Origin of the sequence: Eleftheria terrae, from assembly GCF_030419005.1 — a bacterium.
GTDB classification, from domain to species: domain Bacteria; phylum Pseudomonadota; class Gammaproteobacteria; order Burkholderiales; family Burkholderiaceae_C; genus Caldimonas; species Caldimonas terrae.
Window position 1 is genome coordinate 2896166 of sequence record NZ_CP106951.1, and the last position, 24443, is coordinate 2920608.

Here is a 24443-nt window from a genome sequence, read left to right on the forward strand (position 1 = left end):
CCGGGGCGCCGCGCCCGCCTTTCAGGCGGCGGCCGGTCGCCGCGGGTTCGCCAGCCCGCGCTCGACAGCCGGGCGCGCGGTGAATGCCTGCAGCACGCGCCGGACTTCCGGGAACTGCTCGATCCCCACCAGCTCGCCGGCACCGTAGAAGCCGACCAGGTTGCGCACCCAGGGGAAGATGGCGATATCGGCGATCGTGTAGTCGTCGCCCATGATCCAGGCGCGGCCGGCCAGGCGTTGCTCAAGCACCGCCAGGAGTCGCTTCGATTCGGCCACATAGCGGTCGCGCGGACGCTTGTCCTCGTACTCGCGGCCGGCGAATTTGTGGAAGAAACCGAGCTGGCCGAACATCGGGCCGATGCCGCCCATCTGGAACATCAACCACTGCACCGTTTCATGGCGGCGCGCCGGCGTGCGGGGCAGGAACTGCCCGGTCTTCTCGGCGAGATACAGCAGGATGGCGCCCGACTCGAACAAGGCCAGGGGCTCGCCCTCCGGCCCGCTGGGGTCCAGGATGGCGGGGATCTTGTTGTTCGGGTTGAGCGAGAGGAACTCGGGCGACATCTGGTCCTGGCTCTCGAAGTCCACCAGGTGCGGCTCGTAGGGCAGGCCGCATTCCTCCAGCATGATGGAGACCTTCACACCGTTGGGCGTGGGCAGCGAGTACAGCTGCAGGCGGTCGGGATGCTGCGCCGGCCACTTGCGGGTGATGGCGAAGCTCGAGAGAGAGGCCATGGTGTCGTCCTTCCGGAGTGGATGAGGGAGTCGGGGATGCGGCCGCGCAGCGGCCTGGCGGCAGGCCGCTGCGAAAGCTGGCCGGCTCAGTCGCCGCCATTCTCCAGCACCGCCAGCAGCCGTGCCAGGCTCTCGTCCAGGGCCGCCAGCGCGGCCGGCTTGAGCGGCGCGAGGATGCGTGCTTCGTTCTCGACATGCGCCTGCACGGCGCGGTCGATCAGCTCGAGCCCCTGCGGCGTCAGCTGCACCAGCAGGCTGCGGGCGTCGTCGGGGTTGGGCACCCGCTGCACCAGGCCGGCTGATTCGAGCCGCTGCAGCCGGTGGGTCATGGTGCCCGAGGTCACCATCAGCGCCGAGAACAGCGCAGTGGGCGCCAGGCTGTAGGGCCGGCCCGAGCGACGCAGGGTGGCCATCACGTCGAACTCCCCGCCGCTCAGGCCGAAGGCCGAGAAGGTCTCGTCCAGCCGCCGCTGCACCAGGGCCGAGCAGCGCTTGAGCCGGCCGATGGTGGCCATCGGCCCGAGCACCAGGTCGGGCCGCTCCCGGCGCCACTGATCGAGGATGGCATCCACGGCGTCCGGCCGCGGCGCGGTGTCCCGTTGTCTGGCCATGTTCACCTGCTTGTCTTGACTTCAAGATTATCTGCTAAGCTGATTTATCTCGAAATCAAGACAAATTGCTGCCATGCAAGGCCACTCAACGCAAGGCCGGTTCTCCTGGGCGGACGTGCTCGTCACGGCGACGGCACCCGCCATCTGGGGCACCACCTACATCGTCACGACCGAATGGCTCCCGCCAGACCGCCCCTTCACCGCCGCGCTGCTGCGCACCCTGCCAGCCGGCCTGCTGTTGACGCTGTATTGCCGCCGCCTGCCCGAGCGCGAGGGCTGGCGGCGGCTGTTGCTGCTGTCGGCGTTGAACATCGGCGGCTTCCAGGCCTTGCTGTTCCTCGCGGCCTATCGACTGCCCGGCGGCTTGGCCGCGGTGGTGGGCGCCATCCAGCCGCTGCTGGTGATGGGGCTGGCGTGGCTGCTGGACGGTCGGCGGCCGGTGCCGGTGGCGGTGGCGGCGGCCGTCGCCGGCGTGGCGGGCATGGCGGCGCTGCTGCTGTCACCGGGCTCGGTGTGGGACCCCATCGGCATCGGTGCCGCACTGGCCGGCGCCGCGTGCATGGCGACCGGCACCTACCTGGCGCGGCGCTGGCGCTCGCAACTGCCGGTGCTGGCCTTCACGGGCTGGCAGCTGCTGGTCGGCGGCACGATGCTCCTGCCGGTGGCCTGGGCGGTCGATCCACCGCTGCCCACGCTGACCTCCACGCACCTGCTCGGCTATGCCTACCTGTCGGTGGTGGGAGCGCTGCTGGCCTACACGCTGTGGTTCCGCGGCATCGCGCGGCTGGCGCCGGTGGCGGTCTCGTCGCTGGGATTGCTGAGCCCGCTCACCGCGGTGATCCTCGGCTGGGCCGTGCTGGACCAACGCATGAGCGGGCTCTCGCTGGCCGGGCTGGTGACGGTGCTCGCCAGCATCCTGGCCGTGCAATGGGCCATGAGCCGGCCGGCAGGCGCGGTGCGCGACGCCTGAATTCCCACCGGGCGGCCGCTGGCGGGCCGCCCCTGCCCCCTGCACTCTTTCCCCTTCCTTTTTCCTACGGAGCCTGGAATGTCCCATCCCGTCACCACCCTCATCGAATCCCGCTTCTCGGCCAACCACTACGATCCCGAGCAGCGGATGGACGACGACGAGATCACCGAGCTGGTACGGCTCGCCACCCTGGCGCCGACCGCCTTCCACCTGCAGAACTGGAAGTTCATCGCAGTGCGCACGCCGCAGGCCAAGGCCAGGCTGAAAGCGGTGTGCTACGCGCAGCACAAGGTGGTGGACGCGGCCGTCACCTTCATCATCTGCGGCACGCTGGGCGCGCATGAAGGGCTGGCCGCGGCGCTGCAGCCCTCGGTGGATGCGGGCATCGTGGAGCCGTCGCTGGTGGACCGCTGGGTCGGCATGGCACGGCAGTCGCACCAGGGCAACCCGGTGCTGCAGCGCGACGAAGCCGTGCGCTCGGCCTCGCTCGCCGCCATGACGCTGATGCTCGCCGCCGAAGCGCGTGGCTGGGCCACCGGCCCGATGAGCGGCTTCGACCCGTCCGGCGTGGCGCGCGAGTTCGGCCTGGCCGACAACGAGCTGCCGGTGATCCTGCTCACCGTGGGCCGCAGCGCCCCGGGCAACTGGCCCCAGAAGCCGCGGCACCCCGTGCACCAGGTGCTGGCTTTCGCCTGAGCCCGGCGGCCGTGGCTCCGGCGCCGCCCTCAGGCGCCGGCGTCGAGCGCAATGGGTACGCCCAGCCCCCGCTCGACGACGTGCAGCGCCACATGCGTGGTGAAACGCCGGATGTTGGGGTTCTCGCTGACCATGCGGGCGGTCCATGCATCGTAGGTCGCAGTGTCGGGCGCGCAGACCACCAGGATGAAGTCGGCGTCGCCGGTCACGTAGAAGGCTTCCTGGACCGGCTCCTGCGCGGCCAGCCAGTCACGGAACTGGGCCAGCAGCTCGGGGCGCTCCTGCTCGACCTGCACCGCCACCACGAACGAGGTCGAGGGCCCCAGCCGGCGCGCGTCGAGCTCTGCAAGGAGGAAGCGACCTGCGCGCGTCCCCTGGTCGATGCGAGGTGGAGGGAAGCCGCGCTGCGGGCCGCCGCGGCGGGGGCGGCGACCCACGCCCGGCGGCAGCCCGTGGTGCGGCAGCGCGCAAGCGTCGGGACTGCAAGGCCGAAGCTGCGGATCGCCGGCGCAGCTCGGGCGCTCGATGAGACAGCTGCCCCGCTGGCGCCGCCGGCTGAGCAGCCTTGGCGCCTGCAAGGCAGCGATCGGCATGGACCCCGCCCCGCTGCGACCCGTGCAGCCCACCCTGAACGCCAAGCAGGTACCGGACGGCCAGATCCCTGGCTGAACCCGCAGGAGCCGCGCTCGTGTGCATGGACCGACAATGGCACGAGGTATTTCTCGTCACCCGCCGCCTCGCTGGGCGCCACGGCCGCGCCGGTCGAGCCGGGCCAATGATGGCGAGCCGCAGTCCCGGCCCGGCCCCCACCGGATCCCAACCACGGCCCCCACGCCACGAGTGCATTGCACGAGGACGACGGCTCATGCAAATCATCGACAGCCTGACACGCCATGCCGGCGAGTACACCCGCTTCAGACGCGACCTCCACGCGCATCCGGAACTGGGATTCGAGGAGCACCGCACGGCCGACCGGGTGGCGCACTGCCTGCAAGCCTGGGGCTACGAAGTGCACCGCGGCGTGGGCGGCACTGGTGTCGTCGGCCTGCTGCGCAAGGGCAGCTCCCCACGCAGCGTGGCCTTGCGTGCCGACATGGACGCACTGCCGATCCATGAGCTGAACCGGTTTCCTCACAGCAGCACCATCGACGGCAAGATGCACGCTTGCGGCCATGATGGCCACACCACCACCCTGCTCGCCGCGGCACGCGTCCTGGCGGAAGAGGCGGCGTTCGGTGGCAGCGTGGTGCTGGTGTTCCAGCCGGCCGAGGAGATCATCGGCGGCGCCCGGGCGATGATCGAGGACGGCTTGTTCGACAGGTTTCCGATCGACGCGATCTTCGGCTTCCACAACTTCGTCAATCTGCCGGTGGGCGACTTCGCCTATCGCTTCGGCAGCGGCTCGGCGATGTGCAACTTCAAGCTGACGCTGGAAGGCAGGAGCGCGCATGCCGCGATGCCGCACCTCGGCCTGGACCCGATCCCCGCCGCATGCCAGCTGGTGCAGTCCTTGCAAACGCTCATCAGCCGCAACAAGCGCCCGATCGACCCTGCGGTGCTCTCGGTGACGATGATGCATGCCGGAGAGGCCACCAATGTCGTGCCGTCGAATTGCGTGCTGCAAGGCACGGTGCGCGGCCCGGAGCCGGTGCTGCAGCTGCTGAAGCAGGGCATGGAGGAAATGGTGCGGCACACCGCGGCGGCCTTCGGGCTGGCCGGCCACACCGAGTGGAGCGGGTATTGCCCGTCGGTGGACAACCACCCCAAGGAAACCGAGTTCGTGCGGCAGCTGATGCTGGACGTGGTGGGCGCAGCGCATGTCCACGAGCGCGAAGCGACGATGGGCGGCGAGGACTTCGGCTACTACCTCAAGTGCAGGCCCGGCGCCTATTTCTGGGTCGGCAGTGGACCGCAGGCAGGCGACACCGACCACCGCCTGCCCGGCCATGGACCCGGCCCCTGCACCCTGCACAGCGCATCGTATGACTTCAACGATGCGCTGATCCCGGTGGGCGCCACCTTCTGGGTGCGGCTGGTGGAGCGGTGGTTGCCGGCCGGATGAGGGCGTTCCGGGAGCGGGAACCGTCGCAGCGTGCATCCCGCGCGGAGGAGGAGACGGTCGCCATGGGCCTTGCCGATGCAGTGGGACTTCCAAGCGCCGCTGCCACACGGCCCCGCTTGGGCCGGGCCGGGCCGGGCCGGGCCTGTCCTGCCCTCCTGCTGCATGGTGAACCGCCGCTCCCTGGCACACCGGGGTCGCCTAGATCGCATCAGCATCGATTGCGTCAAGACGGAACGCCTGAACGGTGCCGACAATCGCAAGTCGCTGCCTTCGCCACGGCAGTTCGCACGCCAGGACCCAGGCGACCGGTAGTGGTCGGCCGAGCGGGCCGGCGTCGACAGGCGGAGTCCAAGCTCCGGCCGGTATGACATCAAGCAGGAGTTTTCAATGTCCCTCTCCTCCACCCCCTTCCCGCAGGTGGCACCCCGGCGTCGCCTTGTGGCGGCGGCGGTGACGCTGCTCGGCGCCGGGTTGTTCTTGCGGCCGGGCCCGGCGCCTGCCGCCGAGACCCGCGTCTTCGACGCAGTCAACAAGGCCGGCCGCCAGCGCATGCTGTCGCAACGGCTTGCAAAGGCGTGGCTGGCGCTCGGGCAGGGCATCGAGCCGCAGCGCGCGCAGCGCCTGCTGAACGAGGCCTCGGTCTTGTTCGAGCGCGAGTTGGGCGAATTGTCGGCCTCCGCGCCCACCACCGAGATCGCCGCCACCTATGCCGAGCTCGCGCTGGCCTGGCGCGACTACAAGCAGGCGCTGCTGTCGCAAGCCCCCCAACAGGCCCAGGCGGCGCGCCTCGTCACGCTCGACGCCCGTGTGCTGCAGTTGGCCGACCGCGGCACGGTGCAGCTCGAACGGCACTCGGGCAAGGCGGTGGGCCGCCTGGTCAACATCGCCGGACGCGAGCGCATGCTGTCGCAGCGCGCCGCGAAGTTCTACTTGCTGCAGCGCTGGAAGACCGAGATTCCGCAGGCACAGCGGGAACTCAACGACGCCAAACACGAGTTCGTCGAAGCGCTCCGCGAACTGCACGATGCGCCCGAGGCCACCGAGCCGATACGGCGGGAACTGGCCCTGGCACGCCAGCAATGGGTGTTCTTCCACAACGCGCTGGCACAGGCCAGCGAGGGCAACAGCCCCGAGGCGAACGCCCGGCAGGTGTTCACGACCAGCGAGAACATCCTGCAGGTGATGGACCGGGTGACTGTTCTGTACGCCAGCCTGGCCTGAACCGGGCGGCTCCGGGGGTCGGTGGCCCGCCTGCCTGGCAGCGCGCGGGCCGCATCGCTCACCCCGGCGCCTCGTCGAACAGCCGCAAGGCCAGCAGCCCGTGCCCAAGCGTGGCGCCCGCTCGCACCGCCGCGGCGACCAGGGCCACCTCGGCCAGCTCCTCCCGGCTGCATCCGAGCCGCTTCGCCGCCCGGGTGTGCACGTCGAGGCAGTAGCCGCACTGGGTGGTGAGCGCCACTGCGACCGAGATCAGTTCGCGCACCTTCGGCTCCAGCTGCCCTCCGGCGCGCTTGGCGGCATGGTCGAACGCGAGGAAGGCCTTCGCTTCTACCGGCGCCAGGCGGGCCAGCTCGCCGGACAGTCGGAGGTCATCGGGGGATTGGTAGTGGTTCATCGCGGGTCTTTCGGGCAGGCCGGCGCCGCACAGCGGCGCGACCGGAGGGACTGCACCAGCTGCAGGGTCCAGCACATGGGGCATCCGCGCAGCAGAACGACCGCTCCCACGACAGGGAGCACGGACAGGAGCGGATCGCGGGCACCGATCAAGGCCGCCACCGCCATCAAGGCCAGCGCGGCCGCCCCCCGCAGCAGGTGCAGGCGAAGCGAGGTGCTACAGAACATCGGTCGTTCCCTTGCGGCCGGCCTGCGGCCCGCCACCGTCCTTGAGCCAGTAGCCGCTGCTCAGCAGCCGCTCACGCACCATGCCGCGGGCGCGGTGCAGCCGGCTTTTCACCGCCTCCACGCTGACGTTCAGGTGGGCCGCCACTTCGGGCGCCGTCAGCTCCTCGACATCGCGCAGGATCAGCACGTCGCGGTAAGTGGCCGGCAACTCGGCGATCGCCCGCGTCAAGTCGGCCCGCAGGTCGAGCGGCAGGCCGGGGGCCGGCGCCGCATCTGGATCGACCCGCGCCACTTCGTCCACCGGCAGGCGCCCGCCGAACAGCCGGTAGCACTCGCGCTCGACGATGCGGAACAGCCAGGTGCCGAACGCGGCCACGGTGCGCAGCGCCCCGACCTTGCGGTACAGGTGCCAGAGCGCCAGCTGTACCGCGTCCTCGGCGTCTTCGCTGGTGGCGCAGGTGCGGCGCGCAAACCGCTTCAAGTCGGGCTGGCACACCTGGAGCAGCCGGGACAGCGCCGCGGCATCGCCCGAGCGCGCGGCCTCGATGAGATGACTGTCAGCCCGGATCATGGGCGCTTCCCCGAATCACCGGCTGCCGGGATGCAGGAGACAGCGGCCCTGGCCGTCGCCCCGGAACATGTTTGCAAACGCACGTCAACACTCCAGTTCTTGTGACCCTTGCCTAGAGGCGGCTGCGGGCCGAAAGGATTCAGGCGCCCCAAAAATAGTGGTCGAGCGACCGTGCCGGACCGGCCGGCACTGCGGCGACCGCGCCGCGCACCGCTTGGCGCCGCCAGCCGCCGGCGCGGCCGCCGCCCGCCCGGCCTCAAGCCGCGCCGCCCGCCGCCTTGCGCCAGTCCCTCGGGGAGGCACCGGTCTGCGCACGGAACGCCCGTGACAAGGCCGCCTCGCTGCCGTATCCCACCTCTGCCGCGATCAGCTTCAAGGCCTGGCCCTGCCGCAGCCGCTTCTGCGCCAACCCGATGCGCCAACGCTGCAGGTAGCTGCCGGGCGTCAGGCCGATGACGTCGCGGAAGGTGGTCGCAAAGGCGGTGCGCGACATGCCGGCCTGCTCTGCCAAGGCCTCCAGCGACCAGTCGCGCTGCGGCGCTTCGTGCATCGCCACCACCGCCCGCCGCAAGCGCTCGTGGGCCAGGCCGGCCAGCATGCCAGGCTGGAGCTGGCGCTGCTCCATCAGCTCGCGCAGGACCTGGATCAGCACCACCTCGAACAAGCGATCCAGCACCGCCTGGCGGCCGCAGTGGGCCGACCCGGCCTCGCTGAAGAGCAGGCGCAGCACCGGCTCGCAGCTGGGCAAGCGGTCGAGGGGCAGGCAGATGAATGCAGGCAAGGCCGCGACGATGGGATTGGCGGCCCCGCCTTCGAACTCCACATGCGCGCAGACGAAGTCGGCGCCCTGCTGCCGGTCGGTGATGAAGCGGTGGGCTATCGGGCGCGGGTATAGCAAGAGGGTGGGCTGTTCGATGTGCAAGGCCGCCCCCCGGCCGTGGCGCACCTGCACCTGTCCCTCGCGGATCAGGTGCAGCTGGCCGTACGGCTCCTCGGCGCCAAGCGCATGGATGCCGCACAACGCACCGGCCTGGAAGGTGCGTGCCTTGACCGAGAAGTGGCTCAGCAAGGCTGCCAGTCGATCCACCATCACCTGAACTCCTGATCAAAAACTTCGTACCGGAAGACGCATATCGTACGGCACATCCCGGCACAGTAGCGTCTGTCGGCAGGCAATCCATCGCAAGCTTCCGCGACAACGCAGGAGCCTCGACGCCGCGGCACCCATCTCACTCAAATCTGAACCGGAGGATCCCCATGAACGCGTTTGCCCAGCTTTTCGTCGTCTCGGCCCTTGCCCTGGCCGCCGCCACGTCCCAGGCGCAGCCCGTGGCGCAGCCCGCCGCTCGCGCGGTGGCCGCCCTGGCCTCCAACTACATCGCGGCCAAGGACGGCACGCCGCTGTACTACAAGGACTGGGGTCCGAAGGACGGCCCGGTCGTCGTCTTCAGCCATGGCTGGCCGCTCAACTCGGACAGCTGGGAGTCGCAGATGATGTTCCTGGCGGACAAGGGCTACCGGGTCATCGCACACGACCGGCGCGGCCATGGCCGCTCGGGCCAGCCGTGGAACGGCAACCACATGGACCAGTACGCCGATGACCTGGCGGCCGTCATCGAGGCCTTGAACCTGAAGAACGCGACCCTGGTGGGCTTCTCCACCGGGGGCGGCGAGGTGGCGCGCTACATCGGCCGGCATGGCTCGCAGCGTGTCGCCAAGGTCGTGCTGGTGAGCGCGGTCACGCCCCTCATGGTGAAGACGCCGGCCAACCCCGACGGCGTGCCGATGGAGGTCTTCGACGGCCTGCGCAAGGCCTCGGCCGACAACCGGGCCCAGTTGTACAAGGACATCGCCGGTGGCCCCTTCTTCGGCTTCAACCGCCCGGGCGCGAAGCCGTCGGAGGGCCAGGTCGACTCGTTCTGGCGCCAGGGGATGCTGGCGGGCCACAAGGCCACCTATGACTCGATCAAGGCCTTCTCCGAGAGCAACTTCGTGGAGGACCTGAAGAAGCTCGACAAGCCGACCCTGGTCATCCACGGTGACGACGACCAGATCGTGCCCATCGAGACGACCGGCCGCGCCACCGCCAAGCTCGTCAAGAACGCCCGCCTGATCGAGTACGCCGGCGGCCCGCACGGCATCACCGACACCCACAAGAATCGCCTGAACCAGGACCTGCTCGAGTTCATCAAGCGCTGAACGCACTGGCTGCCGAGGACCGTGGCCCGGGCCCTGCCCAGGGATGCGGTCCTCTCCCGCAGGGGCCGCTGGGTGAAGCGGCTGCTCGTCCGGGCTGCCGGGATGCCGGGCGGCAGCGGCACACCTCACTCGGCGGCGGGCGGCGCGGTGTGCAAGGGCCCCCTTGCCATCCAAGGGCCCCGCATGGCTTGCCGCGCCAACTCGACCACCGCCACAGCGAGGGCCGCGGACCCGTGCTATGCAGCCATCGCCATCTGGCTACCCTGTCGCGGCCTTCCCGATCATCCACCGAGCACGAGCGACACCGGCAAGGCAATGGCGGCAGCGAGCGCCACCGCGACGGTGAGCATGCGGGAAGACCGCCGCATGTGTCGCACCAGTCACGGTGCCGCTTCAACCTCGCGACAGGCGGTCGCGTCATCCCATGAGCGACGGGGGCATGACCCGATGCGCTCGCGCCACCCCCGCTTCTCGACGGCACGAACGTTCGGAACCCCAGCCAGGGACGCCAGGTACTGGGCGAGCAGGGGCAGTTCCGCATCGTGCGCGGCACCGCGGTACTCTTGAACCGTCACCAGGTTGCCGTAGCTGCGCGCGTACTTCGACGCAGTGTCGTCCACTGCAATGATGGATTCCAAGGCATAGCCACGTGCCTTCAGCTTGCGCAGGTTCTTGATCGTCCGGTAGCCGCCCGTGTCCCAGTCGCGCGCGACAGTGCAACGCTGGCTGGACCAGACGAACTCGAGCGAGTCGACCGGGAAGATGCGCTCGACCACCTGGGCGGCATAGCTTTCGCCCGAGGCGGTCCAGACGCCGACCTTGAACACGTCCAGCATCGCACTGACGAAGCTCTTTAGCTGCGGGCGCAGGTAAACGCAGTAAGGGCCGACGCGAAAATCTTCCGGGCGTTCGAGCGGGAGCTCCGTCGCGTGGATCAGCGTCTCGTCGAGGTCGAGAACCAGCAGCTTCTGCAATGGGACCATGTCGTGAAGACCGTCGTTTTCATGCAGTGGTGATTCTGCTGCAGAAGATCGGCGCTCGGCCGGCGGCGGCGTCCCCTCGAGTCGAGGGTGGGGGTCGCCAATGCGCCGGTGCCCTCGGCGAAGGGCGACCCCGGGGACCGGGACCGCCAGGGCCTCGCTGCCCGGGGACGACCCGTGGCCGCCGCAAGCGAACCGTTGCATGGCATGCGGCGGGGATCGCATGCAGGAGAACGCCAGCCACAGGAGCTGGCGCTCGCGTTCTTTCGTCCTGATGGCCGCGCAAGGCCCCCTGAGAAATACCACAGGGGCTGACATCCTTGCGTTTGCAGGGCCCCGGCAGGATAGTCTGACCGAGGCTTCAAGGAGCTTGGCATGAGCACCGAACCCGCGGCAAGTGAAGGCAGCGCCAATCTGGCCGACCAACTCACCGCCGCCGCTCAGGATGCCTCGGTCCGCCTGCGAGCCCTGGGCGCGCATCTCGACTTCGACTACCAGGGCGATGCGCTGTTCAGCGCCAGCGATGTGCTCCATGTGACAGCGGTCGGCGCCTTCCTCCTTGGCCAGGCGGAAGCAGCCGTCGCGCAATCGCCGCGGAGCGTGTTCTTCACCACGCACACCTACACGCTGGACGAAGAGCGGTCCCGGCTGCTCTTGCAGGTGGCCTATCCCGATGCGGGCGACCCGTCGACATTCGCGCGGCTGTCCGAGAACGCACGAGTGACTCGCATCGTGGCCCCGGACACGGCCGGCAGCCCGCTGGGCCTGGCCGGCGTCACCTTCGAAGCCCGCAGCCAGCCGGGATACTCGCAAACCCACTCGTCCGGCGAAGGGACGGTCCTGCAGTTCGAAGTGACGCTGGGCCGCCGGCATCCCAATGCGCCCACCGGCAACCCGCTGTTGTCCCTGCCGCAGGCCTGGCTGATCGGCGCCACCCTCGAGAAGGACCAGGCGCTGCGCCGCCGGCTTCAGCGCGATGGCTGGATCGTTCGTCACTTCAGCAAGGTCGATGAGGCCCGCCATGAGCTCGACGTGAAGCGGCGCCCTTCACCAGCCCTCGTGATCGGGCACGAGAGCAGCGGCGTGTCGGCCGAAGCGCTCGGCCCCTGGAGTGACCTGCTGCCGCCAGGCGGCCGCCTGATTCTCGGTGTCGACAAGGACTCGCTGTACGCGGCCATTGCCGGGACCGCCATCGGCAAGCTCGAGTTCTGGATGGTGCCGTTCAGCCCGGGCGACCTGCGGCAGATCAAGCTGTCCGCGTCCCGGTGGGAAACGGAGCACAGCGGCCACACCGCACCAGCCAGTCTGGACAGCGGCCGCCCCCTGGTCTTGGTGGTGGATGACAACGAGGTGAATCGCATCCTGGCGACGCAGATGCTTCGGGTCTTGCAATGCGACTCGGAGACCGCGGAAAGCGGGCTGGAGGCGCTCGAGTATTGCCAACGCCTGCGACCCTCCGCGGTGCTGATGGACGTCAACATGCCGGTCATGGATGGGCTGGAGGCGACACGTCGGCTGCGCCAGTTCGAGCAGCATGGCTTGACGCCATTGCCCATCATTGCCTCCACCACGGATGACAGCCCGTCGACACGGCGCGCCTGTGAGGGCGCCGGCATGAATGCCTTCCTGGTCAAGCCCTTGTCGCTGGCTTCACTGGCTCAGCAACTGCGCACAGGCGCGGGCTTGGCGGTCGAGTTCGACCCGAGCGGCCTGCACTGAGGCGGGCGGTGCAGGCAAACGGGCGCTGGCTCGCGCTGATCGGTCCGCAGGACGGCAGCGACGTGCCGGCGGGTGGCGGCGCCGGTCTGCGCAACACAAGGACAGCCACGTCGATGCGCACGGCCGCCCGGGAGGGCGCCCCCTCGATCACGCCGCCTGTTCGTGCACGAAGACGCGCCCCTTGCCCGCCTTCTTCGCACGGTACATGGCGCCGTCAGCCAGTTTCATCAGCGTTGCCGCGTCATTGCCATGGCGGGGTGTCAGCGCCACACCGATGCTGACGCCGACGGCCACAGAGGCGCCCTGCGGCAACGCCACCGGTTGGCCCACGGCCTGGACCAGCCGGTGGAGCACCGCGTGTGCTTCGCCTGCCTCGCCGAGGTGGGTCAGCACCAGCCCAAATTCATCGCCACCCAGCCGCGCCACCACGTCGTTGGCGCGCAGACAGGCCGACATGCGCAGGGCAACCTCGCGCAGCACGGCGTCGCCCGCGTCGTGCCCGAGTCCGTCGTTCACCTCCTTGAAGCCGTCGAGGTCCAGGTAGCAGACCGCCGCTGTTTCACCGCTGCGCTTGGCGTCCGCCAGGATGTATTCCAGCCGCTCCTTGAAGAGCAGGCGGTTGGCCAGGCCGGTCAGCGGATCGTGCAGCGCCAGGTGCTGCGCCCTTTCCTCGCTGGCCTTCAGGCCGCTGATGTCGGCCATCAGCCACAAGGACTCGTCCCCGGAGAGATTGACGCCGGCCAGGTCGATCCAGACCGACTGCCCGCGCTTGTGCCGCATCAGCACTTGCGTGCGATACGGCTCGCCTTCGCGCAGCAAGGCGTCGGTGAGCTTTCCCTTTTCGAGGTAGGCGGCTTCGTCCTGGAACAGCTGCTGGATGGACGCCCCCAGCAGCTCCGAATCGCCGTAACCGAAGAGCCGCTCCATGGCCCGGTTCTTCCACTGGATGGTCCGGTCCTTGATCTTCGCCATGCCGACCAGTTCGTTGTCGAGCATGGCATGCTGCTCGGCAGCCAGCCGGGCCAACTCGGTGCGGGCGGCGCGCTGCCGGCGATGCTGCAGGAAAATGACGACCGAGAACCCGCCCAGGGCGACAAGGACCACACCGAGCAGCGCGACTTGCTGCGCCACTTCCTGGTGCCAGGCGGCGAGGAAGTCCTTGGTCGCCAGGCCGGCCATCACGGTCATCAAGCCACCACTCACCTGACGGTACGCGGTGATCCGCTCGATGCCGTCGAGCGCCGTTTTCGTACGGTACCAGCCGTGTGTCGGCTGGAGCGCCAGCAGTCGTTGCAGCTCCGGGGACACGGAAGTGGTGCCAATGCCCTGCGTGGAGTGCGGCTCCCTCGCGGAGTACCGGACCACCAGGCGCATGCCCTTGGATCGCAGGGCGATGGCACCCTCACTGCCCACCGAGAAGCGCTTGAACTCCGCCATGAAGTGCGCGGTCGACAAGTTGGTGTAGACGACACCGGCGAACCGGCCGTCGGCATCCTGAAGGCGCCTGGCCAGGATGATGCCCCAGCTGCGCACAATGCGCCCCTGCAAGGGCTCGGACACGATGAGGCCGGACGCCCCTGCGGCGGCCGCCTTGAAGTAATCGCGGTCGGCGACGTTGACCCGGGCGCCTCCGGGGACGACGGCATAGACGACGCTGCCTTCGGCATCGGTGGCTCGCATCGCATCCACCTGAGGCACCAGCGCACGCTGCTCGGCGATGCTGCGCTCGATCGTTCCTCGCCGCTCGTCGACATCGGCGCTGCTGCGCTGTGCGTGCAGCGCCACCGTGGCAAGCGCATTGTCGATTTGCTTCAGTTCAGCGCCGATCTGTGCGCTCAGGCTGTCCGCCAGGTTCTCGGTGGCTTGCCGGGCACGGTCGGCATGCGCCTGGGAGCTCGATTCGAGCGCCAGCCAAGTGGCCGCCGTGAGGGTCCCGGCCAGGGCGACATTGCCGGCCACGAGCCACAGGGCCACCCGACGGACGGACGCTTCGTCGCCTCGGCGAGCGTCCTTCATCCGCCCCTCGGAGGCGGCAGTTCTCAGGGACTGCACCATGCGACGGCGGCGCACCGGGTGGGATTGGGACCGCCATCTTCTTGGACGCCGTGCTGCGTGGGGGAGGAAATCATCCAGTCTCCGGATTGCCCGCCTCATCTTAGATGAGCGATCGGGCCTCCTGCCCACCGCGATCGACGCCGGTGGCCTTCCCTTGCCGGGCGGTGCTGGCTTCGGCATTGGCAGCCCCGGGAGCGGCTGCGCATGCGGCTCTGCGCCTGCGGACCTGTGGCGACGAGGCTCTTCGACGGGGCCGCCTGCGAGCCGGGCCCGCAGGCCGCGGTACGGCGCGATGCGCCGATCCCGGCGGCGCCGGAATCGGTCGGCCGCCACGGCGCCCGTGGCGTGTGGGTCGGGCGGACGCCACCACCGTGCGCTTGCCGCACCCGGGAGCGGCTGTGAAGGGCATCTGGCCGGCAATGCGCCGCTTCGCCCCGGCGATCCCCGCTTCGCCTTCCTGACGGCCTGGCAGCGGTCGCTTCGTAAAGTCGGCTCAGGCGGCAGCCACCGCCGCCGCCCGCAGGTCATGCCCGGAGGCCGCCCGCCTCTGCCGCGGCTGCACCTGACGGCCCCCAACCACCCCGAAGGAGAAGATCATGGCCGACGCCCTCGATGCGGTAGGCAATGTCAGCGGCACCGGAGCCACCAGTCGCCTGATGTCACAGCTCATGCTCGACATGATGATGCAAGCCATGCAGGGCGCCGGCTTCACGCCGAGTGCGGACACCACCAACGCCTGGCAGGCATTGCGACAGCAGCTCAACAACAACCTGCAGGCCGGCGCCCGTCAGTTGGGCGGCGATGCCGACCCCTTCGGTGGAGGCAGCGTGGGCAGCGCCTCCGGGCCCCAACAACAGCAGGGGCCGATGCAACACATGCAGGGCTTGCTGGAATCGTTGGTCCAGCTGCTGCAGCTGTTGACGCAGATGCTGCAGCCACAGGGGCAGCCAAGCCCGGGTGGCTCGACAGCGCCAGCTGCCGGCCCGGTCGCCAAGGGACTCGGTTCGCCGTCCGGTGCGCCACTGTCGCCACCGGAGGCTGGCCCCGCGGCCCAGGGCCAGGCGGCGGACCCGTGGGGCGCCGGCTCGCCCTGGAGCACCAACGGCCAGCCCAAGGTCCCGGGCGCGCCGGCGCCTGCACCCGCCGCGGGCGCACCCGCACCTGCGGCTTCGGGCGGCGGCCGCCAGGGCGGCCTGGCCCCCTTCAGCAAGGAAGCGGTGTCGGGACAACTCTCCGAAGGCGACGGGAAGAAGATGGCCCTCGACGTGGCTGAGCAGTTGTCGAAGGACTTCGGCCTGACGCGTGAGCAGGCGGCCGGTGTGGTGGGCAACCTCTATCACGAGAGCGCAGGCATGAACTCGAATGTCAACGAGTTCGGCTCCGACCCCAGCCATCCGACCTTCGGCTCGCCGAACGGCAGCCAGTTCGGCTATGGCTGGGCGCAATGGACCGGCGACCGCAAGACCGCCTTCCTCAACTTCGCCAAGGAGCAAGGGCTGGACCCCAGCAGCCCGGCTGCCAACTACGCGATGCTGAAGCACGAACTCGAGACGAGCGAAGCCGGCACCTTGGATGCGTTGAAGCAGGCGCGCTCGCCGGAGGAGGCCGCCGTGGTCTTCCGCAAGGTGTTTGAGCGAGCCGCCAACCCGGTCGACGAGAGCCGGATTGCGGCGGCGAACATGATCTACGGGCAGATGGGGTGAACGCGCATGCCCCCCGCGCCGGCTCTTGCCGGCCGGTGGCGCGCCGCCACCCTGCTCGACCGGCCGTGCCGCCGAGCCACCGGGGCGAGCTGCTTTCCCAAGGCAGGCCCCGCGCGGCAGCTTGCAGCCAGCATGCGCCTTGTCGACCCCTGCGATGCAACAGCGATAGCGATGGCCATGCCGGCCGTCGCTTGCCGCCGCACCGGTGAGCGCACCGCTCGTCCTCCATCGGGTGGGCCTCTGCTGGCTCCGCCGGGTGGCCCTCTGCTGGCCGCGTCAGTGGCCTGATCCGGCCGGCCTTCGCATTCAGCGATGCAAGGGCCCCGGCGCGCGCTGGAGGTTCGCTATTCGCTATCGAAAGGCCCCGGCCGCCACCCGCGTGCGCAGGGACTGCACCGACCGCACCCAGGCTTCGTAGTCGTCGCTGTCCTCCCACAGCTCGCGGAGTTCGGAGTCTTCGCCGAGGATGCGATCGATCGCCGCCTCTGCACTCGCCAGGATCTCCGGGGTCGGCACGGCGCGGGTCCTCTCCATCCACTGGTCGATCGCCTCGGTGTGAGCGTCGCGCTCGCCCGTGCTGCCTCCGAGCCGTGCCAGCACCTCGATGGCGGCCAACGCCACCGCACTTTCGGGGGCCTCCAGCTCGTCCTCGCCGACCGACGTCACTGCCTGGATGGCCTCCACGACAGGCCCCAGGTCGTCTGCCTCCTGGAGTTCGCGGAGCCAGTCCGCCGCATCATCATTGCCGAAGGCGTCGACGGCCCATGTTCCCATGCTTGCTCCCTGGCTCATTGGTGATGGGCCCAAGTATCAACCGCCGCCGCGTCAACGAACAGGGCTGGCCTGCGCCAGAGGGAAGCCCGGTCCGGGCGTGCCGCATATGGGCGCAGGCCTGGTGCACTGCCCTGCGCAGCGGCGCATTGGATGGCATCTCGCCGATGCGCCGCGGCCTGCCTATGGCGCTGCGACCGCTTCGCAGTGACGGCCTTTCCCCGGGAGGTGAACACCCTGCCTCGCGAGGAAAGGTGGATCTACGACAATTCCGCCTTCAGGCTTCTGAAAACAACACCGAACCGCAATGACGCCATGCCGACGCTTGACGCCCTCCTAGATGATTTCCGGCGCGCCAACTCGAGATGGATCGACAGCTGGTTGTTCCAGCAGAAGCCGGAAATCCTCGATCTCTATCCCGGCTCGGAGGCCGCGGAAAAAGTGGTGCGGGACCTGGAAAGGCTGGCGACCGCATTTCCCTTGGGCGAGCAGCTCGCCGAGCATTTCGCCGCCCGATTGGCGCCGCTTCCCGGGGCAACGAGGACAACCCGGATCCTCGAGATATGCGCCGGAAGCGGGTGGCTCAGCAGACGGCTCGCCGCGCGGCTGGAGCGAAGCGGCTGCGATTTCGAGATCACGGTCAGTGATCTTTGCGCCCCCCGGTGCGACGTCCATCGGATCGTTTCATGCGCGGCCGACGCCACCGACCTGCCCTTCGAGGATCGTTCTTTCGACCTCCTGATTTGCGCTCAGTCGCTGCATCACTTTGCGCCTTCGGCGCTCACCCAGGTTCTCAAGGAAGCGACCCGGGTGGCCAAGGTGGTGTCGATCTTCGACATTCGGCGAACCATTCAAGGCCTCCTGTTCCTGGCAGCCATTTCGCCGTTCTACTCGCGGGAGTTCATTTCCGACGGGTTCACCTCCTACCGGCGCGCGTACAGCCCGGAGGAAATGCGCTTCCTGATTTCGGAACTCGCGCTTCCTCTGCAGGTCAAGCGCTTCCTGCCGATCGGGATGTTGATCGAGACCTGAGGCCAGCGGCCCGGCTGGACCTGGCCTGCCCACACGGTGCACGGGTCGTCTGGCCTTGCGCCCGCCCTGCCAGTACAGCGCTGCGACGGCAGAATGCCGCCCCAAGGAAGAGGACGCAATCCCGCTGCGGACATCCAGGGGGAGCCGGTAGGCCGATCCCCGCGGGCAGACCGACCTGCCCCGGGCCGCCTGCTGCACGGCCACGGCCTGCCCGGCCCCGCGACCTGGAGCATGGACGGGAGACGCTCCCCCGGGCGTCCCCGCGTGAGCCGCTGGCGAGGACGGGCGCCCACTTCATCCAGCCAGGTGAGCGGCGTCAGAACGCCTCCTTCGAGCGCCTGGACGACAGCAGCAGGACCGAGGGACTCGACGCACAGGTTGCAGCCCCTCGAGCAGGGCAGCCCATGACCGAGGAAAGGCGCCCCAGGCACGAGCAACGCGCCCTTGCGGCGCCCTCGGCCGGCTGCTGTCATCGCACTTCCTGCTCCGGGTCGCCAGCGCCGCAGGCGCCCGCAACGCGTTGCCTGCCCGACGATGAGCCGGGTCATCACCTTCGGCTTCCCGGCGGCACGGGCCGAGGATGCAGGCCTCCCCGCCTGCCACCAAGCCTCGGCCGCTTCGCCGCAGCCGCTTTCGGCGGGAGGATGCCGCCACGGCAGGCCATGCGCTCGATGTCCCAAGCACTGCGGTGATGCTGCGCCGATGCGGCGATTCCGCGCGCCATGGCGACAGCTCGACCTGGAGGCGGCTGACTGATTCCCCTCCGGCGGCGCGGTATCCCTGATAAACGTGGCCGGTGCGCCCCTATTCCTTCGACTGGGCCTGTGGCGGGGGTGCCACCATCCGAGCTGGCATGTCGGGCCTCCGCCGACCGGGTTCCCTCCATGAATACGCTCGCTCCCCTTCTGTCGGCCCGCCAGACTTCGGGCGCTCCTCAGGCTGTCCGGCAGATGACGGCCAGCTTCTGCTGCGTGCTCGCGGCGGCCCTGGCCGGATGCCGCTCCGAGACGCCGGAGTACCAGCCCAGCTACTCCACGGAGCCGATCGCGCCCGAAAGCGAGGTCGTCACCGTTGCCGTGCACCCGCTGCACAGCCCGCAGAAGCTGGCCACGCTGTACCAGCCGCTCGTCGACCACTTGAATGCCCGCATCAAGGGCGTCCATTTCGCACTCGAAGCGTCTTCGAGCTACAGTGCCTTTGAGCAGAAACTCCGTGAGCAAAAGGTTCACGTTGCGCTGCCCAATCCCTACCAGACCGTGGTCGCCGAGAAGTACGGCTATCGCGTGATCGCAAAAGTGGCGGACGATCGCGACTTCCGGGGCCTGATCCTGGTTCGCAAGGACAGCGTGGTTCAACGTCCGGCCGATCTGAATGGCAAAGCGGTCAGCTTCCCCGCTCCCACCGCCCTGGCAGCGACACTCCTGCCCCAGCGCTGGCTGCACGACCACGGCGTGGACATCGGCTCGATGAACGTCATCTACGCAGGAACCCAGGAGAGTTCGATCCTCAACGTTGCACTCGGCAAGACCGCCGCGGCAGGGAGCTGGCCGCAGGCGTGGCGCAGCTTCGAGCAGGACCGGCCGCACCTTGCCTCGCAGCTGATGGTGAAGTGGACAACCGAGCCGCTCGTCAACAACGCGGTCATGGTCCGGTCCGGCGTCAGCGAGATGATGGCGGCGCAGATCAGGGATGCCCTGGTCTCGCTCGCAACACAGGAGCCCGGCCGGGCGATCCTGGCGCGCATGGCCGTCGGCGGTTTCGAGCCCGCGGTCGCAGCCGACTACGACAAGGTGCGCCGTTTCGTGCGCGACTTCGAGCGGGACATTCGGCCCGTGGGATGGAACTGATCGTCATGCCCGCGTCGCTGCATCGGTTCCGGTCGTTCCGTGTGAAGCTCGCAGCCGGGGTGGCGCTGGTGCATGCCGTGCTGATGGCCTTGTTCGTGGCCGATCTTGTCGTCGAGCAGCATCGCTTCCTTCATGAGCGGCAGGTCCAACGCGGCATGAGCCTCACACAGGGCATCGCTCAACATGCCGTCAGCGAGCTGCTCAGCGCCGACCTCGCTTCGGCCCAGGAAGTCGTCCAGGGGTTCGTGTCCTATCCCGAGTTGCGCTATGTCGCCATCCTGGACTCCACCGGCCGCATCGTTGCGCACTCGGAGCCGAACCGCATCGGCATGTACATGTCAGACGCCGTCACACGGGGAATGCTCAGCGGCCCACAGGCGGCGGCGGTGTTGATCGACGACGGCCGCGTTCTGGACGTCGCTGCGCCTGTGTTGTGGAAGGGGACGTCGCTTGGCTGGGTGCGCTTTGCAGCAGGCATGGAAGGCGTCAACCGGCAGCTGCGCAAGGTGACCCTCGAAGGCCTGGGGTTCGCCGTGCTCGCGGTCGGGCTGGGAGTGTTACTGGCCGTCTGGATGGCGCGCAGCACCACACGGGGACTGTACGGCCTGATGGCGGTCACCGACGCGACCCGCCGCGGCGAGCGCAATGTGCGCGCTGCCGCCGATGAGGGCAGCGAGATCGGGCGCTTGGGGGCTTCGTTCAATGAGATGCTCGACGCCCTGGCCGCACAGCAGGATCAACTCCTGGCGGCCAATCATGACCTGGAATCGCGTGTGGAGCAACGCACGGCCGCCTTGGCCGAGAGTGAGACCGCTCTGGTGGCCATCCTGGAGCAGGCCAACGACGCCTTCGTGAGCGTGCGGGAAGACGGGCATGTCGTGAACTGGAATCGGGCGGCGGAGCGGACGTTCGGCTGGACCCGTGAGGAGGCGATAGGCACCCCCCTCGCTGAACTGATCATGCCGCCCGAGATGCGGTCGATGCATCCCGGCTGGATGCGCCGCTACCTGGAGCATGGTGGCACGACGCGCATGGTGGACCGCCGGGCTGAACTGACCGGTTGGCGCCGCGACGGCACGACCTTTCCGGTGGAAGTGGCGGTACGCGTCAGGAGCCACCGCGATGGCACCCGCTTCTTCGATGCCTTCATGCGCGACATCAGCGAACGCAAGTCCCTCGAAGCACAGCTGCAGGCCCTGGCGATGGAGGACGCTCTCACCACGCTGCCGAACCGGCGCGCAGCCTTGCTCAGCATCCCGGCAGCGCAGGCAAGAGCCATGCGTTCCAACCGCAGGATCGCCATCCTCTACCTGGACCTGGACGGGTTCAAATCGGTGAATGACCGCCTCGGCCACCAGGCCGGCGACGAACTATTGCAAGAGTTCGCGCGCCGGCTACGCAGTTGCGTGCGTGCATCTGACCTGGTTGCGCGCCTCGGTGGAGACGAGTTCGTTGTGGTGCTGGAAGGGCTGGGAGACGTGGCGGACGCGCAGCGCGTTGCCGGGAAGATCATCGCGGCTGGAAGCGAGCCCTACCCACTGAGCGCGGGCGGCGCGAACGTCTCGGTCAGCATTGGCGTGCGTATCGTTGCCCATGCCGAAGAGGCCGCCCCAGAAGAACTTCTTGCCGACGCCGACCAGGCGTTATACAGCGCGAAGCGGGCCGGCAAGCGACGTGCTCACCTCTGGAGTGCAGCCGAGACGGCTGACGCGGGCAGCGGTTCGTGACCACGCAGGTGGGGCTTCGGTCGATGGATCATCGTGCCTCATCTTCATCCGGGAATGAACGCGAGGGCCTGCCTCGCTCCAAAGCGCCTGCAGGCAGCGAGGCGTGGGCCACGGCCTGATTCGCGGTGGCCATGGGCGCCCTGGCAGTTCGGCGCTGGAGAGGAAACCGCATTGCGCGCAAAGGCCTTCCGGGCCCGGGTCTCCCAGGCGGCTCCGGCTGGTGGCCGGCAGCAGGCGCTGGCGTGCTGGAGACCGCGATTCCACCTTCGGTTGGCATAGGCGCCACCCACTGAAGAGCGAATGACGACAGTCCCCGCGCTGGGCGTGCTCGTGGACCGGTCAGCATCGAAGCGCCGGTGCATCGCGGGATCTTCATCTTCGTCAACAAGCTGGCCACAGGGCGCATCTTGCTGTTCGTCCAGTCAGAATGTCGCGTACTCAATGACCGCGAACTGGCTGCGCAGCGTCTTGCCCAAGAACTCTTGAAGCTCGATCGCGGCGTCATGCGCGAGCGCACAGTCGACACCTGGGCAGGCCTGGACGCGCTCGAGCTCGTTCACAGCGGATGCCAGCACCTGCTTGTCCAAAGAGCAATACGCCTGAATGAATTCCTTGCTCCATTCGAATATGGCCAACCCGTCTTCTTCTTCGTAGACGATCGGTGTCGAAGCAGCGTTTCCCGGCAGAGCAAGTTGGGTCGCCAGCAGCGGCCAGTAGCTGGAGCAAACGCCATCCATCTCCAGCTTCTCGTATTGCTCCAAGACGTCGAGTTCCATCGCCTCGGTACTCAAACTGGCCTGCGGTACGCGAAAGAGCAGTGTGTACATCGTCCTATTTCTCGAATGAGACCAAACCATGGAGTGGGGTTCCCCGCTTTGGCGGATCAGCCCCCAAGCTTGTAGACAAAAACACCCGCGGCGATGAGAGCGACACCCCAGAACCAAGCTTCGAACGTGCTGAGCGGCTCTTGCTCCCCGCTGCCGAACCGCCACCCGAAGAGTTCGATGTAGCGGCCCCCCACTGTTTTGTTGCCGCCGAAGAAGATCAGCTTCAGGCCGTATATGACCAGGGCAATTCCCCCGAATCTCCATTTCACGACGTCGCTCATGCGAACTCTCCACGACACATCAAGACAGGCATTCGATCCGCCCGTTCAAAGCTTGCTGGCGGCGTGCTGAACAACTTCCAGGACAGCCGACGGATCGCACCCATAGATGCCGGCCCCCCAAGCAGCGTTCTGCTCCACACAGGCCCAGCCCCGACCCTCGATCTTTCCTATATCGACGACTGCCGCACGCGGCAGGTCGACTCGGGGATCAGCCAGAAGTCGAGTGGCGAAGTCCTCCAGTTCCCGGTTCTCTTCCGGAGAACTGGAGAAGGCTTGGTGATGCTGCAGCTCCCCATGGCGGGAATAGACAGAGTACGTTCGCAGTGACCTGTCGAGGATGAAGCAGCGAAACTCCTTCTCCCACCTCACGATCTCCGACACCAACACCGGCATCTCATCCGGATACTCCCGCGGCAAATCGCTTCCCGTGTAGACGCTGGCTGGAAAGCTCTTGTCATTCGGCGGCTTGACAAAGGCACGGTGCAAGGAGGCGCGAGCCGTCCCGAGGGTGGTCAGCACGATGTCGCGCAACCTGAATTCTTCGGGCAATCGAACCAACCAATCCTCAGGCGGATTGAGCAACACAAGGCCCAATTGCTCCGCGAGCGCGGGGCCGAATAGCGCCTCACCGTACAGCACCGGATCGGGAAGGGTCCTCAGATGCTCGGGCACCTTCCAAGCCGTCAGACGTTCTGTCTTCCAGCCCAGATGGCCAGCCGCCTTCCACAGTGCTTGGGAATCAGCGGTGTAGCGAGGGGTGAAGACCAGGGTGGGCATCGGAATGAATTGCGCGTGTGGAGTCCGGCTCGAAGCACTTCCGTGGTGGCCTCAGGCCGGGCGTGGCTCAACGCCGAGCTCCAAGCACGGGAGATGTGGCACCTGTAACGATATGCATTTTGCTGCATACCACCTGCGCTTGAGGTACGGATCGGCCCCCCGTTTTGGGGGGCCACACGCCGGCCGAATCGGAAACGCCAGCTCAGCGCGAAGGCAGGATAATGTTCACATGTGAAGCTCGTTCTAGGACGCGCCATGGCGTTCAGGATGATGAATCGGCGGGCTGCCGCCATCGCAGGTGCTCACCAACGCCCGGCCATCGCAGCGAGCGTTCGCCCGGCAGCTGGGCGCGCCGTCTCCACGGCGTTGCGATGCCAGCCGGGCGGCATGGCAGCGATTGGTTCAGAGACTATGCGAACTGGAACCCGTGTGACCGAGGGGGTACGTGCTCTGGCGCACGGCGTCCTTGCCGCGCTGCAGAGCCGGGACATCGAAAGCGCCGACCCATGGTTGGCACATGCCCGTGGCTGCAGCGTCGCCGAGCTGCGCCGGTTCGCCAAGGGCAGCGGCGTCATACGGGCCGCCACCGCCTCCTCCTGGCGCACTGGGAAGGGCGACGGTCAGGTCCACCGGCGCCGGTACCTCGGGCGGCGGATGTGCGGTCATGTGAAGTCGGGCTGAGGCCCCTTCAGGTCTTCAATTCCAATCGAGTGAGGCCACACGGATGGCGGAGGAGCCCGTTCTGGGCCGGCGTTGCCCGCCGGCCGACAGCAACGATCAGGCGCGGGCCAAGAGCATCAACGTCCGGTACAAGGCCGAGGTGATCCGCCGGCAATGCGGGGAGATCCGCGAGGCGGTGGGGAGGGCTGTGTTCGAGTGGGGCGGATGGCCCCGTCACCATGCGGCAGATGCCGCTGCTGGCCACCTCCTTCCGGCTGAGGCCGAGGCCGGCGGCTGTGGTCAAGCCACCGTCCGATCGTGCGTGGCGGCCTGAGCACCGAATCCGGGCAGCCGCCACAGAGGCGGTGGTGCAGTTCA

23 protein-coding genes are annotated in these 24443 nt (G+C 68.3%); 11 read left to right on the forward strand and 12 right to left on the reverse strand.

Annotated elements, in window-relative coordinates; genetic code table 11:
• Window positions 1-21: 21 nt before the first annotated feature.
• Together N7L95_RS12760 and N7L95_RS12765 are read right to left on the reverse strand one after the other, a co-directional pair.
• The gene (locus tag N7L95_RS12760) at window positions 22-735 is read right to left on the reverse strand and encodes a glutathione S-transferase N-terminal domain-containing protein (RefSeq protein ID WP_301255625.1); all 714 of its coding nucleotides are present in this window, start codon (window positions 733-735) and stop codon (window positions 22-24) included.
• An 86-nt stretch (window positions 736-821) separates the two neighbouring features.
• Window positions 822-1346 (reverse strand): MarR family winged helix-turn-helix transcriptional regulator, encoded by a 525-nt coding sequence (locus N7L95_RS12765; RefSeq protein ID WP_301255626.1) that lies wholly within the window; start codon window positions 1344-1346, stop codon window positions 822-824.
• Between the two features lie 73 nt (window positions 1347-1419).
• Here N7L95_RS12765 and N7L95_RS12770 point away from each other — a divergent pair, with 73 nt between their 5' ends.
• A complete protein-coding gene (locus N7L95_RS12770; protein WP_301255627.1) occupies window positions 1420-2316 on the forward strand; it encodes an EamA family transporter in 897 nt (298 codons plus the stop codon).
• 78 nt (window positions 2317-2394) lie between these two features.
• The gene (locus N7L95_RS12775) at window positions 2395-3012 is read left to right on the forward strand and encodes a nitroreductase family protein (RefSeq protein ID WP_301255628.1); all 618 of its coding nucleotides are present in this window, start codon (window positions 2395-2397) and stop codon (window positions 3010-3012) included.
• Window positions 3013-3041: 29 nt separating this feature from the next.
• Here the strand turns inward: N7L95_RS12775 and N7L95_RS12780 are convergent, their stop codons facing one another.
• A complete protein-coding gene (locus N7L95_RS12780; protein ID WP_301255629.1) occupies window positions 3042-3449 on the reverse strand; it encodes an Lrp/AsnC family transcriptional regulator in 408 nt (135 codons plus the stop codon).
• 88 nt (window positions 3450-3537) lie between these two features.
• On the opposite strand from N7L95_RS12780, the gene N7L95_RS12785 reads away from it, so the two are divergent.
• From N7L95_RS12785 to N7L95_RS12795, 3 genes are all read left to right on the forward strand, one after another.
• Entirely contained in the window at window positions 3538-3681 is a 144-nt protein-coding gene (locus tag N7L95_RS12785) for a hypothetical protein (RefSeq protein WP_301255630.1), read from the forward strand.
• Between the two features lie 196 nt (window positions 3682-3877).
• Window positions 3878-5074 carry an amidohydrolase gene (locus tag N7L95_RS12790; RefSeq protein WP_301255631.1) on the forward strand — a complete coding sequence of 399 codons (1197 nt, stop codon included), beginning with the start codon at window positions 3878-3880 and terminating at the stop codon, window positions 5072-5074.
• A gap of 387 nt (window positions 5075-5461) precedes the next feature.
• Window positions 5462-6295: a type IV pili methyl-accepting chemotaxis transducer N-terminal domain-containing protein gene (locus N7L95_RS12795; RefSeq protein WP_301255632.1), complete on the forward strand. Its 834-nt coding sequence runs from the start codon at window positions 5462-5464 to the stop codon at window positions 6293-6295.
• Between the two features lie 58 nt (window positions 6296-6353).
• Here N7L95_RS12795 and N7L95_RS12800 read toward each other — a convergent pair whose 3' ends face one another.
• The 3 genes from N7L95_RS12800 to N7L95_RS12810 form a co-directional block, all read right to left on the reverse strand.
• Window positions 6354-6689, reverse strand: coding sequence for a carboxymuconolactone decarboxylase family protein (locus tag N7L95_RS12800; RefSeq protein WP_301255633.1), 336 nt, complete (start codon window positions 6687-6689; stop codon window positions 6354-6356).
• Window positions 6690-6905: 216 nt separating this feature from the next.
• The gene (locus N7L95_RS12805; RefSeq protein WP_301255634.1) at window positions 6906-7487 is read right to left on the reverse strand and encodes an RNA polymerase sigma factor; all 582 of its coding nucleotides are present in this window, start codon (window positions 7485-7487) and stop codon (window positions 6906-6908) included.
• A 256-nt stretch (window positions 7488-7743) separates the two neighbouring features.
• The gene (locus tag N7L95_RS12810) at window positions 7744-8577 is read right to left on the reverse strand and encodes an AraC family transcriptional regulator (protein ID WP_301255635.1); all 834 of its coding nucleotides are present in this window, start codon (window positions 8575-8577) and stop codon (window positions 7744-7746) included.
• A 167-nt stretch (window positions 8578-8744) separates the two neighbouring features.
• Between N7L95_RS12810 and N7L95_RS12815 the strand changes: the two genes are divergently transcribed.
• On the forward strand, window positions 8745-9686 hold the full coding sequence (locus N7L95_RS12815; protein WP_301255636.1) for an alpha/beta fold hydrolase: 942 nt from the start codon (window positions 8745-8747) through the stop codon (window positions 9684-9686).
• A gap of 380 nt (window positions 9687-10066) precedes the next feature.
• Here N7L95_RS12815 and N7L95_RS12820 read toward each other — a convergent pair whose 3' ends face one another.
• Complete coding sequence (locus tag N7L95_RS12820; protein ID WP_301255637.1) at window positions 10067-10660, reverse strand: HAD family hydrolase; 594 nt, start codon at window positions 10658-10660, stop codon at window positions 10067-10069.
• A gap of 381 nt (window positions 10661-11041) precedes the next feature.
• On the opposite strand from N7L95_RS12820, the gene N7L95_RS12825 reads away from it, so the two are divergent.
• Window positions 11042-12385 (forward strand): response regulator, encoded by a 1344-nt coding sequence (locus N7L95_RS12825; protein WP_301255638.1) that lies wholly within the window; start codon window positions 11042-11044, stop codon window positions 12383-12385.
• Window positions 12386-12532: 147 nt separating this feature from the next.
• Here the strand turns inward: N7L95_RS12825 and N7L95_RS12830 are convergent, their stop codons facing one another.
• Window positions 12533-14773: a diguanylate cyclase domain-containing protein gene (locus N7L95_RS12830; RefSeq protein ID WP_301255639.1), complete on the reverse strand. Its 2241-nt coding sequence runs from the start codon at window positions 14771-14773 to the stop codon at window positions 12533-12535.
• Window positions 14774-15036: 263 nt separating this feature from the next.
• On the opposite strand from N7L95_RS12830, the gene N7L95_RS12835 reads away from it, so the two are divergent.
• On the forward strand, window positions 15037-16143 hold the full coding sequence (locus tag N7L95_RS12835) for a phage tail tip lysozyme (RefSeq protein ID WP_301255640.1): 1107 nt from the start codon (window positions 15037-15039) through the stop codon (window positions 16141-16143).
• 351 nt (window positions 16144-16494) lie between these two features.
• Here N7L95_RS12835 and N7L95_RS12840 read toward each other — a convergent pair whose 3' ends face one another.
• Entirely contained in the window at window positions 16495-16917 is a 423-nt protein-coding gene (locus tag N7L95_RS12840; RefSeq protein ID WP_301255641.1) for a DUF4259 domain-containing protein, read from the reverse strand.
• Between the two features lie 225 nt (window positions 16918-17142).
• On the opposite strand from N7L95_RS12840, the gene N7L95_RS12845 reads away from it, so the two are divergent.
• The 3 genes from N7L95_RS12845 (at window position 17143) to N7L95_RS12855 (ending at window position 21520) form a co-directional block, all read left to right on the forward strand.
• Window positions 17143-17946 (forward strand): methyltransferase domain-containing protein, encoded by an 804-nt coding sequence (locus N7L95_RS12845; protein ID WP_301255642.1) that lies wholly within the window; start codon window positions 17143-17145, stop codon window positions 17944-17946.
• A gap of 884 nt (window positions 17947-18830) precedes the next feature.
• Entirely contained in the window at window positions 18831-19793 is a 963-nt protein-coding gene (locus N7L95_RS12850) for a phosphate/phosphite/phosphonate ABC transporter substrate-binding protein (protein WP_301255643.1), read from the forward strand.
• The gene (locus tag N7L95_RS12855) at window positions 19784-21520 is read left to right on the forward strand and encodes a diguanylate cyclase domain-containing protein (RefSeq protein ID WP_301255644.1); all 1737 of its coding nucleotides are present in this window, start codon (window positions 19784-19786) and stop codon (window positions 21518-21520) included. Before N7L95_RS12850 ends, N7L95_RS12855 begins: the two co-directional genes overlap by 10 nt.
• Before the next feature lie 422 nt (window positions 21521-21942).
• Here the strand turns inward: N7L95_RS12855 and N7L95_RS12860 are convergent, their stop codons facing one another.
• From N7L95_RS12860 to N7L95_RS12870, 3 genes are read right to left on the reverse strand one after another with little or no spacing between them, the layout of a single operon-like run.
• Window positions 21943-22347 carry a hypothetical protein gene (locus N7L95_RS12860; RefSeq protein WP_301255645.1) on the reverse strand — a complete coding sequence of 135 codons (405 nt, stop codon included), beginning with the start codon at window positions 22345-22347 and terminating at the stop codon, window positions 21943-21945.
• 56 nt (window positions 22348-22403) lie between these two features.
• A complete protein-coding gene (locus tag N7L95_RS12865; protein WP_301255647.1) occupies window positions 22404-22628 on the reverse strand; it encodes a hypothetical protein in 225 nt (74 codons plus the stop codon).
• 45 nt (window positions 22629-22673) lie between these two features.
• On the reverse strand, window positions 22674-23405 hold the full coding sequence (locus tag N7L95_RS12870) for an ATP-grasp domain-containing protein (RefSeq protein WP_301255648.1): 732 nt from the start codon (window positions 23403-23405) through the stop codon (window positions 22674-22676).
• Window positions 23406-24443: the final 1038 nt, after the last annotated feature.